The 13,945-nt window shown below is 57.8% G+C and carries 15 protein-coding genes and 2 tRNA genes; 1 reads left to right on the top strand and 16 read right to left on the bottom strand.

Going from position 1 to position 13,945, the window contains the following annotated elements; translation table 11 throughout:
- Window positions 1–159: 159 nt before the first annotated feature.
- The 13 genes from ASQ50_RS20305 to aspS form a co-directional block, all read right to left on the bottom strand.
- Window positions 160–235 (bottom strand) — tRNA-Lys (locus tag ASQ50_RS20305).
- Between the two features lie 61 nt (window positions 236–296).
- Window positions 297–372 (bottom strand) — tRNA-Lys (locus tag ASQ50_RS20300).
- Between the two features lie 118 nt (window positions 373–490).
- Complete coding sequence (ybgF, locus tag ASQ50_RS20295) at window positions 491–1,261, bottom strand: tol-pal system protein YbgF (RefSeq protein WP_058089596.1); 771 nt, start codon at window positions 1,259–1,261, stop codon at window positions 491–493.
- 25 nt (window positions 1,262–1,286) lie between these two features.
- On the bottom strand, window positions 1,287–1,856 hold the full coding sequence (pal, locus tag ASQ50_RS20290; protein WP_058089595.1) for a peptidoglycan-associated lipoprotein Pal: 570 nt from the start codon (window positions 1,854–1,856) through the stop codon (window positions 1,287–1,289).
- Window positions 1,857–1,901: 45 nt separating this feature from the next.
- Window positions 1,902–3,230, bottom strand: a complete 1,329-nt coding sequence (gene tolB / locus ASQ50_RS20285; protein ID WP_058089594.1) for a Tol-Pal system beta propeller repeat protein TolB — start codon at window positions 3,228–3,230, stop codon at window positions 1,902–1,904.
- Window positions 3,231–3,235: 5 nt separating this feature from the next.
- Window positions 3,236–4,216, bottom strand: a complete 981-nt coding sequence (gene tolA, locus ASQ50_RS20280; RefSeq protein WP_156510078.1) for a cell envelope integrity protein TolA — start codon at window positions 4,214–4,216, stop codon at window positions 3,236–3,238.
- Window positions 4,217–4,291: 75 nt separating this feature from the next.
- Window positions 4,292–4,738 carry a protein TolR gene (gene tolR, locus ASQ50_RS20275; protein ID WP_058089873.1) on the bottom strand — a complete coding sequence of 149 codons (447 nt, stop codon included), beginning with the start codon at window positions 4,736–4,738 and terminating at the stop codon, window positions 4,292–4,294.
- A gap of 40 nt (window positions 4,739–4,778) precedes the next feature.
- Complete coding sequence (gene tolQ / locus ASQ50_RS20270; protein ID WP_058089593.1) at window positions 4,779–5,465, bottom strand: protein TolQ; 687 nt, start codon at window positions 5,463–5,465, stop codon at window positions 4,779–4,781.
- Window positions 5,466–5,503: 38 nt separating this feature from the next.
- Entirely contained in the window at window positions 5,504–5,938 is a 435-nt protein-coding gene (gene ybgC, locus ASQ50_RS20265) for a tol-pal system-associated acyl-CoA thioesterase (protein ID WP_058089592.1), read from the bottom strand.
- Window positions 5,922–6,953, bottom strand: a complete 1,032-nt coding sequence (gene ruvB / locus ASQ50_RS20260; RefSeq protein WP_058089591.1) for a Holliday junction branch migration DNA helicase RuvB — start codon at window positions 6,951–6,953, stop codon at window positions 5,922–5,924. Before ruvB ends, ybgC begins: the two co-directional genes overlap by 17 nt.
- 157 nt (window positions 6,954–7,110) lie before the next feature.
- Window positions 7,111–7,740 carry a Holliday junction branch migration protein RuvA gene (ruvA, locus tag ASQ50_RS20255; protein WP_058089590.1) on the bottom strand — a complete coding sequence of 210 codons (630 nt, stop codon included), beginning with the start codon at window positions 7,738–7,740 and terminating at the stop codon, window positions 7,111–7,113.
- Between the two features lie 30 nt (window positions 7,741–7,770).
- Complete coding sequence (gene ruvC, locus ASQ50_RS20250; protein ID WP_058089589.1) at window positions 7,771–8,298, bottom strand: crossover junction endodeoxyribonuclease RuvC; 528 nt, start codon at window positions 8,296–8,298, stop codon at window positions 7,771–7,773.
- A 75-nt stretch (window positions 8,299–8,373) separates the two neighbouring features.
- Window positions 8,374–10,173 carry an aspartate--tRNA ligase gene (aspS, locus tag ASQ50_RS20245; RefSeq protein WP_058089588.1) on the bottom strand — a complete coding sequence of 600 codons (1,800 nt, stop codon included), beginning with the start codon at window positions 10,171–10,173 and terminating at the stop codon, window positions 8,374–8,376.
- Window positions 10,174–10,506: 333 nt separating this feature from the next.
- Between aspS and fabR the strand changes: the two genes are divergently transcribed.
- On the top strand, window positions 10,507–11,133 hold the full coding sequence (gene fabR, locus ASQ50_RS20240; RefSeq protein ID WP_058089587.1) for an HTH-type transcriptional repressor FabR: 627 nt from the start codon (window positions 10,507–10,509) through the stop codon (window positions 11,131–11,133).
- 12 nt (window positions 11,134–11,145) lie between these two features.
- Here fabR and ASQ50_RS20235 read toward each other — a convergent pair whose 3' ends face one another.
- Genes ASQ50_RS20235 through galE form a run of 3 tightly spaced genes read right to left on the bottom strand, consistent with a single transcriptional unit; the run spans window position 11,146 to window position 13,941 of the window.
- Window positions 11,146–11,556, bottom strand: coding sequence for an HIT domain-containing protein (locus ASQ50_RS20235; RefSeq protein ID WP_058089586.1), 411 nt, complete (start codon window positions 11,554–11,556; stop codon window positions 11,146–11,148).
- A 15-nt stretch (window positions 11,557–11,571) separates the two neighbouring features.
- A complete protein-coding gene (locus ASQ50_RS20230; protein WP_058089585.1) occupies window positions 11,572–12,918 on the bottom strand; it encodes a UDP-glucose dehydrogenase family protein in 1,347 nt (448 codons plus the stop codon).
- Between the two features lie 33 nt (window positions 12,919–12,951).
- A complete protein-coding gene (galE, locus tag ASQ50_RS20225) occupies window positions 12,952–13,941 on the bottom strand; it encodes a UDP-glucose 4-epimerase GalE (protein ID WP_058089584.1) in 990 nt (329 codons plus the stop codon).
- Window positions 13,942–13,945: the final 4 nt, after the last annotated feature.

The raw sequence follows: 13,945 nt of genomic DNA, 5'->3' as shown, positions 1-13,945 counted from the left end.
AAGCTCAGTAGATTAAGGAATTAGCCAGGCGGGACACTAGCCTCCCGGGCACCCGGAAAATGATTACGCCCATGTTGACTAGATGGGTTCGTGAAGCCAAAAAAAAAAGAGCCCCGGGGGCTCTTTTTTCCACAAAACCCGGTGTCGGGCCTTGCTATTTGGTGGGTCGTGAAGGATTCGAACCTTCGACCAATTGGTTAAAAGCCAACTGCTCTACCAACTGAGCTAACGACCCATAACTGGTTGCCGGCGCTTCCCCGGCGAATGAAGGCACTCAAGACCACCATTCCGCAATTTGGTGGGTCGTGAAGGATTCGAACCTTCGACCAATTGGTTAAAAGCCAACTGCTCTACCAACTGAGCTAACGACCCAAACGAGGCGCACATATTACTGATATTTTTTTGCTGATCAACCCCTTTTTATAGGTTTTCCCAACTTTTTTCCGGGCCAGATCAACAACCAACCAACCGGACTAATCTGTGATCAGAATCACGCAGCCTCAAGGTATTTTCGAGCAAGGTCCGCAGCCCCGGTGTTCGGATAATTATCCACCACGCTCTGCATTCGGCGCTTCGCTTCGTCCTTCTCGCCCATACGATCCAGCGTTACTCCCAACTTGTAGACAGCGTCGGGCGCTTTACGGTGATCACTGAAACGGGTAGCGACAATGGTGAATGCCTGCTTGGCCTGCTCGAGACGGGGTTCCGCCAGGTACACCTCACCCAGCCAATAGTAGGCATTGACGGTAAGGTCCCCTTCCGGATATTCATCGATAAACTCGTACAGCCTACTGATGGCGGTATCAAAGTCTTTCTTGTTCCGGATCAGATCAATGATTTCGTTATAGGTTTTCTGCTCATCCGCACCGGGGGATCGGTAAACCCTGGCCGGCGTTAGCTGGCCACCCTGACCAGATTCGGCTGCACGGCTTGATTCCCGGGCGTCTTCGGCCTTGCGCTCAACAGCCTTGGACAGGTCCAGTATCCGCTGATCCAGATCCACATAGCGATCCCGGCTTTGCTGCTGCAAGCGGCTGATCTGATGCTTCTGTTCCTCCACCTGCCCCTGCAGCCTGCGCACATCGCTCTGGAGCTGCTGGATCATGTAGAACAGTTCCGCCGTAGCCTGGTTATTACCCGACTTACGCTGAGCCTCAGAGGCATTGTTCTGAAACGCGGGTGCAGACGACTGTGCCAGACTGCCTCCCGCCAGGCCGAGGCCCAGCGGGAGCAGCACTGTCGCCATGAGCAATTTTCTCATGGGACCTTCCGATCATTGATTTCGATTACTTGAACACCAGCTCAACGCGACGGTTCTGTGCCCAGGCACTTTCGGACGAACCACGAACAGCCGGCTTCTCTTCACCATAGCTTACGGTTTCGATCTGGCCACGGGAAGCACCATTAACGATCAGGAAGCGCTGAACCGCATTGGCACGACGCTCACCCAGTGCAAGGTTGTATTCCTTGGTACCACGCTCATCGGCATGACCTTCAAGACGCACATTCTGGCGTGGATTGTTGGCAAGGAACTGGGCGTGGGCAACCAGAACATCGCGAGCTTCCTGCTTGATCTCGGAGGTATCGAAATCGAAGTAGAACGTAGTGATGTTGCGCAGTGCTTCCTGCTCAGCCTGCTGGCGCGCGGCCTGACGCTCTTCTTCGCTCAGACGAGAGGAAGAAACGCCATCACCATCGGCGCCGCCATAAACGGTGGAACCACCGTCCTGATCAATAGCGGCCACATCGGAGCCATAAGCACCGTCTTCCATGGTATCGCCGGTGGAGCTACAACCGGCTACCAGGCCCACGGACAACAACATCGCAAACGCTTTAGTCTGTACTGACAGTTTCATGTGTGCACTTCCTTATCGTGATTGGTTTATTGGACAACAACGTGTTCAGCGAACGATAGGGCCCCAGGCGGGCTCACGGACATCACCGTCTGACGCCGGCAGGCTGTACGCCGCCCCGCCATTTGCCGAGACAACCGTGAGCACGCTGGTACCGTTTTGCTGTGTGGCATAAATCAACAAGCGTCCGTTTGGTGAAACGCTCGGTGATTCATCCGATTCGGTTCGGGTAATGACAGATTCCTCCCCGTTTTTCAGATTCGTGCGGGCGATATGGAACGCCCTTTCCCTTTGATGCACGTAATACACGTACTCGCCTTTGGCATCCGGTCTTGGGCGGGCGTTGTATCGGCTGCCAAAGGTAATGCGCCTTGGTTCGGCACCCGCTCTTTCCATATGGTAGATCTGGGGGCCGCCTGAACGGTCTGACGTGAAATAGATTCCCCGGCCGGTGTGATCCCAGGCACCCTCAGTGTCGATGGCCCAATGGTTGGTCATCCGGGTCAGGTTGCCTGAGGCAATATCAAGCCGGTAGATCTCTGCGTTACCGTCTTTGGACAGAGTCAGCAGCATGGACTTGCCATCCGGTGACCAGGCGGGTGCCGAGTTCAGACCAGGAAAATCCGCCACCTTCTTGCGGTTTCCACTGGCCAGTTCATGAACAAACACCACAGGCTTGCCGGTTTCAAAAGACACATAGGCCAGCTGCTTGCCGTCCGGAGACCAGGCAGGAGACAAAATGGGCTCGCGGCTTTCAAGGCGGATTCTTGAGCGCTTTCCGTCTACATCGCTTACGTGCAAACGATAGCGGGCGTTATCGCCGTCTCCGGTCACCGTGACATAGGCAAGCTTGGTCGAGAACACGCCAGGATCACCGGTAATAGCCTCGTACACCCGGTCACTGATGTGGTGACCGAGGGTCCGAATGTTACTGGCCGGTGCGCCTGCGGTTTCGCCGAGAATACGTTCCTCCCGGTTAACATCAAACAGCTCGTACCTTGCTTCGATACGGTCGCCTGAACGGGTCAACTGCCCCACCAAAACATAGCGCTGCCCCAGCAGACGCCAGTCCCGGAAATATACTTCCGAGCGCTGTGAAGGCAGACTCAGCATCCGGGACGGCTCAAGCGGGCGAAACTCACCGCTCATGGTCAGGTCTGCCTGCACGATGGTGCTGACTTTGTCGCCCGCCGGCATGGAACCGCTTTCGGCAAACGGCACCACCGCAATCGGTATCGCGGCGTCGGCACCTTCGGTGATGCGAATCAGCAGCTCTGCCCTCGCCTGACCGGCCAGCAGCATTAGAACAACCAGTGCTGCCAGCGCCGTGGTAAAGGGAAATCCCTGACGATATGAGTCATGTGCGTTCAATGTCATAGGCCTCACCGCAACCGTTGCGGATTGAATTCAATAGTAAACTGTCGGAAATAACGCTCAAACGTATCCCGATCTGAAGGAATCGGATACCGGTTCAACGACCGGACTGCACCCAACGCCGAGTTATCAAATGCCGTGTTCCCGCTACTGCTGACCAGACGGGCGTTAACCAGTTCCCCGGTCGGCAGCAGCGTTATCTGAACTCTGGCCGTCATATCTTCCGTCGCCGACGACGGCGGGTACCAAGCCTGGCTCAAACGCTCACGTATAAGTGCCTGGTACTTTTCGCTTTCTGACAGCATCTGCGCTTCACGGGCACGGGCCGCAGCGGCCTCCTGCTGGCGCCGGGCTTCCGCCTCCCGCTCTCGGCGGGATTCTTCGGCCAGGGCTTCGAGTTGCTGCTCTCTTAATCTGCGCTCGGCTTCCTGGCGTTTGCGTTCTGCTTCCTGCCGGGCAGCCTCCTCCTGACGTTTACGTTCCGCTTCTTCCTGCCGGCGACGCTCTTCCTGGCGACGCTTCTCTTCCTCGGCTTTGCGCTTTGCCTCTTCCTGACGCTTGCGTTCCTCTTCAGCACGCTGGCGCTCACGCTCTTTGGCCTCTGCCTCAGCTTTCTGGCGCGCAGCCTCCTGTTCCCGTGCCTGCTGCTCGGCCCGTTCGCGAGCCTGAGCTTCCTGGCGCTTGCGCTCTTCTTCCCGCTGCCGCGCCTGTTCCTGAGCCTGCCGTTCGGCTTCCCGCCGGGCCTGCTCTTCCTGCTGACGACGGCGCTCCGCTTCCTGCTGCTGGCGCTCAAGCTCCTGTTGCTGACGACGCTCCTGTTTGCGATCTCGCTGATCCTGCTCATCCACCACCGGGCTCGGCCGGGGTTCCGGGCTGACCAGCCGCGCAGAAATGGTTCTGGGCTCCGACTCAGATATCGGCGATGTCCAGGACCAGCCCGCCAGCGCAATCCCGACAATCAGCAGGTGTAATGCCACAGACATTACCACTGGCGATTTCAGGGGCGCCGTATCGGTACTGATGGTTTCCCGCTCGTGACCCTTCACAACAATAATGCCACCCTGTTAAGGCCTTTCCTGAGGTGCGTCGGTTATCAGGCCAACCCCGGTTGCGCCTGCCGCCTGAAGCTCAGCCATCAGTCGCACCACTACGCCGTACTCCACGAACTCATCACCGCGCACCAGCACCTCACCATTGGTGCGCTGAGACAGGATATTGGCCACCTGTTCACGCACCTCAGCCAGCGTCATCGGGTCGCTGCTGCGGTCACCGATATCCATGTAGTAGGCGCCGTTGGCGTCTACAGAAACGGTAATGGACTCAACGTCTTTATCCTGCTGGATCGGGTCTGACGTGGTTTGGGGTAAATCCACCTTTACCCCCTGGGTTAACATCGGAGCCGTCACCATGAAAATGATCAGCAGTACCAGCATCACGTCGATGTAGGGCACCACGTTGATCTCCGACATCGGCTTGCGCTTTTGCTGGGGCATCAAGCCCATACCTTTCATGCCGCTCATGCCGTTCTCCTCCCGTTATCGACGAGTGCCATCAGGCAGCCTGGTCACTGTTATGGACACGGCGATGCAGAATGCTGGAAAACTCCTCGGCAAAGGTTTCATAGTTCTTCAGCAACGCATCCGACATGGCAGAGAACCGGTTGTAGGCGATAACCGCCGGGATCGCTGCAAACAGACCCATGGCGGTTGCGATCAATGCCTCCGAGATACCTGGAGCCACCGTGGCAAGCGTTGCCTGCTGCACCTGCGCCAGCCCCCGGAAGGAATTCATGATGCCCCACACGGTACCGAACAACCCCACATACGGACTGGTTGAGCCCACAGTAGCCAGGAAGGGAAGATGGGTTTCCAGGCGCTCCTGCTCACGGGAAAAAGCCACCCGCATGGCACGCTGGGTGCCTTCCATGACGGCGTCTGCATCGCGGCTTTGCTGACGCAGGCGGGAAAACTCCTTGAAGCCGGCCCGGAATACGGATTCCATTCCGGAAAACGGCGTCGGATCTGCATTCACTTCTTTGTAGAGCTGCCCCAGATCCATGCCGGACCAAAACCGTTCTTCAAAGGCCAGCTGCGCCTGCTTCGCTTTCCGGAACACCTGAATGCGTTGAAAAATCAAAGCCCAGGACACCACCGATGCCAACACCAGCAACAGCATGACCAACTGCACCAAGACCCCGGCATTGGCAATCAGATACCAGACTGAAAGTTCCGCTTCCACTGTGCACTCCCAACTATGTTTGTAGGCTTTTCAATAAACTAAATGGATTTCTTCAGAATCTCTTGCATGTTTTCAGGCAGCCTCTTGGGCTTGCCGGTATCCAGTGCGATGCAGGCCACCCGCACATCGGCCTCGCACAACAACTGCTGATCTGCCGCTCGCAGCACCTGCTGCCGAAAGTTCATCCAAACCCGGGATGAGGCCGTGGGCTCTGCGGTAACCAGCAGCTGGTCGTCCAGTTTGGCCGGCACCTTATAGTGCAGGTTCATGCGCTGAACCACGTAACTTGTGTTGTCTTCCAGGCCGGCCCTCAAGCCAACACCGTGGCTACGCACCCACTCGGTCCTGGCCCGTTCCATGTAGTGAAGATACTTGGCATGGAAGACGATACCACCAGCGTCTGTATCTTCTATATACACCCGGACAGGTAATTCAAAGCGTTCTTTCGTACCGTTTTCAGTCAAAGAGGTCATCCTCAGCACCGGATTTCGGGGCCACCACACCAAAATGGCGGTAGGCGCTGGAGGTTACCATCCGCCCACGGGGCGTTCGTACCATAAAGCCCTGCTGAATCAGGAACGGCTCCAGCACGTCCTCGATGGTCCCCCGCTCCTCGCTAATGGCCGCAGCCAGGCTTTCCACACCCACCGGCCCCCCATCAAACTTTTCGATCATGGCCAGCAACAGGCGGCGGTCCATGTGGTCAAAGCCCTGGTCGTCCACTTTCAACATGTTCAGAGCCTGGTCGGCAATGTCGGCAGTTATGTGGCCGTCTGAGCGAACCTCGGCAAAATCCCTCACCCGCCGCAGCAGGCGGTTGGCAATTCGTGGTGTGCCCCGGGAACGGCGGGCTATCTCGAACGCCCCCTGTTCATCGATGGTCACCGAAGACAAACGTGCCGACCTGAGAATGATATGCGTGAGGTCCTGGGTGTTGTAGAACTCCAGACGCTGAACAATGCCAAAGCGGTCCCGCAGTGGCGATGTCAGCAAACCCGCCCTGGTTGTGGCACCCACCAGGGTAAACGGGGGCAAATCCAGCTTGATGGATCGGGCCGCCGGCCCTTCGCCGATCATGATATCCAGCTGATAATCTTCCATCGCCGGATACAATACTTCTTCAACCGCAGCGCTCAGGCGATGAATCTCATCGATAAAGAGCATATCGCCTTCTTCGAGATTGGTCAGCATGGCGGCCAGGTCGCCGGCTTTTTCCAGTACCGGGCCAGAGGTGGTCTTGATCGACACCCCCATCTCGTTGGCAATAATGTTTGCCAGGGTGGTTTTACCAAGTCCCGGCGGGCCGAAGATCAGCACGTGGTCCAGCGCTTCCTGGCGGCCCCGGGCAGCGGAGATAAAGATTTCCATCTGCTCGCGAACCGTCGGCTGACCCACATACTCAGACAGCAACGTCGGGCGAATGGCCCGATCATGCACTTCCTCGTATTCACCGGCCTTTGCCGAGATCAGTCGGTCAGATTCAATCATGGCATTATCCGCTTGCTGGGAATAAACAACGTGCCCACAGGTTTGGCCTGACGTTCAAGTTGCCCCAATTGTACAAAGGGCATGGTTGGAGTCACGTTACGCTCTATACACATTGGTGTCATGGGGCGACACATAAAAAGGCCGGGGAGCAAGTTAACTACCCGGCCGGGATCATATTACGCAGGGCAAGGCGAATCAGCGCCTCGCTGGTCATATCTGGCTCAGCTACCTTGCTGATGGCCTTGGCCGCTTCCTGCGGCTTGTAGCCCAGGGCAATCAACGCGGCCTCGGCCTCGTCTCTCGCATCGTGACTTGCGGCCGGCGCAGTTGTGGAGCCGCCCGGAGCCGCTGCCCCCGGTACCGTCGGCGTGAACTGCCCTTCCAGTTGGCCAATGCGGTCAGCCATATCAATCAGGAGTCGCTCGGCGGTTTTCTTGCCAACCCCCGGCAGCTTCACCAGGGCGCTGACATCGCGGGCCTCAACACAGCGTATAAACTGTTGGGCGTCCAGGCCGGACAGTATGCCGACAGCCAGTTTGGGGCCAACGCCATTGACCTTGATCAGCAGCCGGAAAAGATTGCGATCCAGCCGGGAGGCAAAGCCATACAGGCTCTGGGCGTCTTCTCTGACCGCAAAATGCGTATGTAAGGTAACTTCCTGCCCGGTTTCCGGCAGGTGAAAGAAGGTGGTGTAGGGAATGTCGACTTCGTAACCCAAACCGGAGCACTCCACCAGTGCGTGGCCGGGGGCCTTCTCTATCAATATGCCTCGGATTCTACCGATCAATGCAGGCCTCCTGGGGCTTGTCTGAGCCTGTTATTGTTGCCGAACCCGCCCGCTTCGCGCTTTGCCACCGGTGCCGGCGAGCTTCAGTATGCTCTGGTTCATGTGGGCATGACACAGTGCGATCGCCAGGGCATCCGCCGCATCTGCCTGGGGCTTGCGGGACAAACCCAGCAGTGCCTGGACCATATGCTGAACCTGGGATTTGTCAGCGCCACCGGTACCAACCACCGCCTGTTTGACCTGGCGAGCAGAGTATTCATGGACAGCCAGGCCGCTGTTGGCGGCACTGACAATCGCCGCACCCCTGGCCTGCCCCAGCTTAAGGGCTGAATCCGGGTTACGGGCCATGAACACCTGCTCGATGGCAAACTCTTCCGGGCGGTACTCACCAATCAACACAGCAAGGCTGTGGAAAATGGTTTGCAGCCGCTCCGCCATGGGCTTTTCACCCACCCGGATACAGCCGCTGTCGATATACTCGATCTGGCGGCCTTCCGCACGAATGATGCCGTAGCCGGTGATTCGTGAGCCAGGGTCTACACCCAGGATGATGGCCATCCACACGCCCTCAGAGATAGCTTGAGCAAAAGCACTCAGCCCGGAGGCGCCACGGGCAACCTCCAGGCTTGTGTATCACTCGTTGTCTTCGGCTTTGTTGCCTTCAACCGCTTTGGCTGAGCGACGCAGGCGAATGTGCAGTTCTTTCAGCTGCTTTTCGTCTACCGCACCCGGCGCCTGGGTCATCAGACAGGTGGCGCTCTGGGTTTTCGGGAAGGCGATGACATCCCGGATGGACGACGAACCGGTCATCAGCATCACCAGACGGTCCAGACCGAAAGCCAGGCCGCCGTGTGGCGGGCAACCGAATTTCAGGGCATCCAGCAGGAAGCCAAACTTGGCGCGAGCTTCCTCTTCTTCGATACCGAGGATGCGAAACACCGTTTCCTGCATTTTGCCGTCATGGATACGGATAGAACCACCGCCCAGCTCGGTGCCGTTCAGCACCATGTCGTAAGCGCGGGACAACGCATTGGCCGGATCGGCCGCCAGCTCGTCCGGGCTGCAGGACGGTGCGGTAAACGGATGGTGAATCGCGGTCAGGCCGCCGTCCGGCAGCTCCTCAAACATCGGGAAGTCCACCACCCACATCGGCGCCCACTCACAGGTGAGCATGTCGAGGTCATGGCCGACTTTGATGCGCAGCGCTCCCAGGGCTTCGTTGACCACGGTGGTCTTGTCAGCACCGAAAAACACGATGTCACCATCTTCCGCCGCAACGCGCTCCATGATCGCCATGGCCACGTCGTCGCCCAGGAACTTAATAATCGGCGACTGGAGGCCTTCCACGCCCTTGGCCAGTTCGTTCACCTTGATGTAGGCCAGGCCCTTGGCACCGTATATGCCGACAAACTTGGTGTAATCGTCAATCTGCTTACGGGTCAGCGCACCGCCTTTCGGCACACGCAAGGCTGCAACACGGCCTTTGGGATCTTTCGCGGGGCCGGCAAAGACCTTGAAGTCCACGCCTTCCACCAGGTCGTTCACGTCTTGCAGTTCCAGCGGAATACGCAGATCCGGCTTATCGCTGCCGTAACGCTGCATGGCCTCGGAATACGGCATGCGCGGGAATTCCGGCAACTCGACATCCAGCACGTCTTTGAACAGCGCCCGGATCATGTCTTCGTTGAGCGTCATCAGGGTCTCTTCATCAATGAAAGAGGCCTCGATATCAACCTGCGTGAACTCGGGCTGACGGTCTGCCCGCAGGTCTTCGTCACGGAAGCACTTGGCAATCTGGTAGTAGCGGTCAACGCCGGACACCATCAGCATCTGCTTGAACAGCTGCGGCGACTGGGGCAGCGCGAAGAACGAACCTTCGTGGGTACGGCTTGGCACCAGGTAATCACGGGCACCTTCCGGGGTGGCGCGGGTCAGGATCGGTGTTTCCACATCCATGAAGCCGCGGCTGTCCAGGAAATTACGGATGTAGCTGGTTACCCGGGAACGGAAACGCAGACGGTTGATCATTTCCGGGCGGCGCAAATCGATGAAGCGATAGCGCAGACGAACGTCCTCACCCACATCCACGTGCTCGTCCAGCGGGAACGGCGGCGTGGCGGCGGCGTTCAGGATAACGACTTCCTTACCCAGCAGCTCTACCTGACCGGTCGGCATATTGCTGTTCTCGGTGCCAGCAGGTCGACGACGCACGCGGCCGGTGACTTTAACAACAAACTCGCTGCGAACCTTCTCCGCCAGAGCAAAGCTCTCAGGGGTGTCAGGATCGACAACCACCTGGGACATGCCATCCCGATCTCGCAGATCCAGGAAGATAACCCCACCGTGGTCCCGGCGGCGGTGTACCCATCCACAGAGAGTGACTTCCTGATCGATGTGGGATTCGTTGATCCCACCGCAATAGTGACTGCGCATATCGGTTCCCGTTGTATCTGAATGTGTTCTTGGTTTGCCGCATCGGGCGGGGGGTGTGCTTTCCGAAACACGCTGTGGATACGTCCATGTACGCTCTGCTCCGCCATCCATGGCCCCGCAAGGTTTCGGAAAGCACACCCCCCGCCCGACGCTACGTCGTTCTTGGCCGCACGGTGTTGAGGCGGCGCCGGTAAAAGCCGCCCATTATAAACACAATGACTGTGAAAATCAGGCGTCCCCAAGCAGAATTGAAGCCAGATATTGAACGCCGGGATGACTATCAAAAAACCGGGGGCTAGAATGCATGGTTTGAGCGGACCATGGAGTAAGACGTTGGCCACCAGAGCGGAACAAAAACTGAAAACCCGACGGGCTTTGATGGATGCCGCCCTGGCACAGTTGAGTGCAGATCGGGGCTTTGGCAGCCTGAGTTTGCGGGAGGTTGCCCGGGAAGCCGGCATTGCCCCCACCTCCTTCTACCGGCATTTTTCCGAGCTGGATGAACTGGGCCTGGCACTGGTTGATGAAGGCGGTGTTGCGCTACGACGGTTAATGCGTCAGGCGCGCAAGCGAATTGCCCGGGACGGCAGCGCCATTTCCACATCCGTAGATACGTTTATGGAGTATCTGGGCAACAACTCCAACCTGTTCCGACTGATGCTGCGCGAGCGCACCGGAGTATCGAAACCGTTCCGAACCGCCGTCAAGGCCGAGATTGATCATTTCGTTACGGAACTGGCAGATGACCTTGGACGGTTTGCAGATGAACAGAACAAGCCTCTGGCGGATGCCAGGCTGGTGGCCGAATCCATGGTCACCCTGGTGTTCAATCAGGGTGCGGAAGCGCTGGACGCCACGCCGAAGGAGCGGGACGAACTGAAAGCCAAGCTCAAAACCGAGCTGCGGATGATTCTGGTTGGCTCCCAAACCCTGGCGCAGTGGCAGCAGGGTCGGGAATAACCAGAGCCCGATTCAGGCCAGGGATTGCAGTAGGGGCTTTAACCTGGCGCGAATCTCTTCCAGCTCTTCCTCTGCGTAAGGCACAGGAGGCAGTTTACCCCATACAGGGCCTGGCCAGGCCGGGTCACCTTCAAAGCGCACGATGTGGTGCAAATGAAGCTGCGGCACCATATTACCCAGCGCCGCCACATTCATCTTGTCGCCCCTGAAAAGCTCCATCATGCCCTGGCTAAGCGTGGAAGACTCTTCCAGCAACCGCACCTGCTGCTTATGGTCCAGCTGGTAGATTTCCCGGATGTCCGGCACCGCCGGTACCAGAATAATCCAGGGCCAGGTGCTGTCGTTCATCAACAGGATTTCGCAAAGGCGGCTGTAACCCAGGTGGTGGGTATCTGCCGCGAGTCTTTCGTGTAGCTGAAACATCACCGGCCCTCTCGATCAGCCCGCGGAATGAAACTGGTTACGGCCACGGCCGATGGCGTAGTAAACCAGACCATGGCGCTCGAGCATTTCCGGTTCGTACAGGTTACGACCGTCAAACACCGCCGGCTGTTTCAGGGCGCCGGCAATCAGGTCGAAGTCCGGCGAACGGAATTCTTTCCACTCGGTACAGATGGCCAGCACATCGGCACCTTTCAGGGCCTGCTCTTTGGTGCCACACAGGGTCAGGCCTTCGTGGTCACCGTAGATGCGCTGGGTTTCTTCCATGGCTTCCGGGTCAAAGGCCTGTACCGTGGCGCCGGCCTTCCAGAGATCTTCCATCAGCGTCCGTGAGGAGGCTTCGCGCATGTCGTCGGTGTTCGGTTTGAAGGCCAGGCCCCAAAGAGCTACGACCTTACCTTTGAGATCGCCTTGGAAGAAGTGGCTGATCTTGTCAAACAGCACGTGCTTTTGAGCGTAGTTGACGGCTTCTACCGCATTCAGCAACTTGGCTTCGTAATCGCAATCACCGGCCGTCCGGGCCAGGGCCTGTACGTCTTTCGGGAAGCAGGAGCCACCATAGCCGCAGCCAGGGTAGATGAAGTGATAGCCGATACGGGGGTCAGAACCAATGCCCCGGCGCACCGCTTCGATGTCGGCACCCAGGCGTTCGGCCAGGTTGGACATTTCGTTCATGAAGCTGATCTTGGTGGCCAGCATGGAGTTGGCAGCGTATTTGGTGAGTTCCGCCGAACGGATATCCATAAAGATCATCCGGTCGTGGTTGCGGTTGAACGGGTAGTAAACCTCCCGCAACAGCTCCGCCGCCTGTTCGCTGTCGGTACCCACCACAATGCGGTCCGGCTTCATGAAATCGTTGATGGCGGCGCCTTCTTTCAGGAATTCCGGGTTGGACACCACGTCGAAATCCAGCTCCAGGCCGCGCTTGTCGAGCTGCGCGCGTACCGCTGCCTTTACCTTGTCACCGGTGCCCACGGGTACGGTGGACTTGTCGACAACCACCTTATAGTCATCCATGTACTGACCGATGGATTTCGCCACCGCGAGTACGTATTGCAGATCGGCAGAGCCGTCTTCGTCCGGCGGCGTGCCCACGGCAATAAATTGAAGGGTGCCATGTTTGACAGCCTGTTCGGTGTCGGTGGTAAACGACAGACGACCGGCTTCCACGGTGTGTTTAACGATGCTATCGAGGCCTGGCTCGTAAATCGGAATCTTGCCGTTCTTCAGTTTCTCGATCTTGCCCTGATCCACATCCATACAAAGCACATCGTGACCAACATCCGCAAGACAGGCACCTGTTACCAGGCCCACGTATCCGGTTCCAAAAATCGTAATTTTCATCCAGTTGTTCCTGAAATTAGTTGCTTGAAGAGGTTATCGGGAAGCTTTTTTCTTCTGCCAGACCGATTCCCAGGCCAGAGCGGTACGCACGATGGTATTGAGGTCATCGTAATCCGGCTGCCAGCCCAGAACATTCTTGATTCGCGTGTTGTCGGCCATCAGTGCTGCCGGGTCGCCGGCACGGCGGCCAGTTTCTGTCACCGGAAAATCGACACCGGATTCCGCCTTGACCACATCAATGACTTCCCGCACGGTAAAGCCGCGACCGTAACCACAGTTGAGTACCTGAGACTCGCCACCGCCGGCCATGTAATCCAGCGCCATCACGTGGGCCTTTGCCAGGTCTTCCACATGGATATAGTCGCGGATACAGGTACCATCGCGGGTTTCGTAGTCGGTGCCGAATACGTTCATGCCCTCACGCTGACCGGTCACACATTCGCAGGCCACTTTGATCAGGTGCGTCGCCTCCGGCGTTGCCTGCCCCAGCAGTCCCTCCGGATTAGCACCGGCCACATTGAAATAGCGCAGGATAACGTAGTTAAGGTTACTGGCCGCAGCCAGGTCCATCATCATGCGCTCGCTCATCATTTTCGAAGCGCCGTAAGGGTTGATGGGGGACAGCGGAAGGTCTTCGGTCAGCACCGTTTCTTCCGGCATGCCATACACAGCGGCCGTGGAGGAGAACACCATGTAGGGCACCTGGTGACTTTCCACCGCTTTGAGCAGGTTCAGGGTGCTCCGGGTGTTGTTGCTGTAGTACTTGAGGGGGTTGGAAACGGATTCCGGTACCACGATATTGGCGGCGAAATGCAGTACCGCCTCGAACTTGTGCCGTGCGAAAACGGCCTCAATGGCTTGCTCGTCGGCAAGGTCGCCCACCACCAGCTCGCCGGCGGTCACCGCCCATCGATAGCCGGTGGAAAGATTGTCGAAAACCACAATGTCGTGGCCTGCTGCTGCCAGCTGCCGGACCACATGACTGCCGATATATCCGGCACCGCCGGTAACAAGTACTTTCACGCAG

It is taken from the genome of Marinobacter sp. LQ44 (assembly GCF_001447155.2).
In the GTDB taxonomy this organism is placed as follows: domain Bacteria; phylum Pseudomonadota; class Gammaproteobacteria; order Pseudomonadales; family Oleiphilaceae; genus Marinobacter.
This window is presented reverse-complemented; position numbering and strand designations above follow the sequence as displayed.

Excerpts from the sequence above, each read along its gene's own strand:
- tolB (WP_058089594.1), bottom strand. The coding sequence starts at position 3,230 with ATGACATTGAACGCACATGACTCATATCGTCAGGGATTTCCCTTTACC.
- ybgF (WP_058089596.1), bottom strand. The coding sequence starts at position 1,261 with ATGAGAAAATTGCTCATGGCGACAGTGCTGCTCCCGCTGGGCCTCGGC.
- aspS (WP_058089588.1), bottom strand. The coding sequence starts at position 10,173 with ATGCGCAGTCACTATTGCGGTGGGATCAACGAATCCCACATCGATCAG.
- tolR (WP_058089873.1), bottom strand. The coding sequence starts at position 4,738 with ATGAAAGGTATGGGCTTGATGCCCCAGCAAAAGCGCAAGCCGATGTCG.
- ASQ50_RS20230 (WP_058089585.1), bottom strand. The coding sequence starts at position 12,918 with ATGAAAATTACGATTTTTGGAACCGGATACGTGGGCCTGGTAACAGGT.
- ruvC (WP_058089589.1), bottom strand. The coding sequence starts at position 8,298 with ATGGCCATCATCCTGGGTGTAGACCCTGGCTCACGAATCACCGGCTAC.
- ASQ50_RS20235 (WP_058089586.1), bottom strand. The coding sequence starts at position 11,556 with ATGTTTCAGCTACACGAAAGACTCGCGGCAGATACCCACCACCTGGGT.
- pal (WP_058089595.1), bottom strand. The coding sequence starts at position 1,856 with ATGAAACTGTCAGTACAGACTAAAGCGTTTGCGATGTTGTTGTCCGTG.
- ruvB (WP_058089591.1), bottom strand. The coding sequence starts at position 6,953 with ATGATTGAATCTGACCGACTGATCTCGGCAAAGGCCGGTGAATACGAG.
- ybgC (WP_058089592.1), bottom strand. The coding sequence starts at position 5,938 with ATGACCTCTTTGACTGAAAACGGTACGAAAGAACGCTTTGAATTACCT.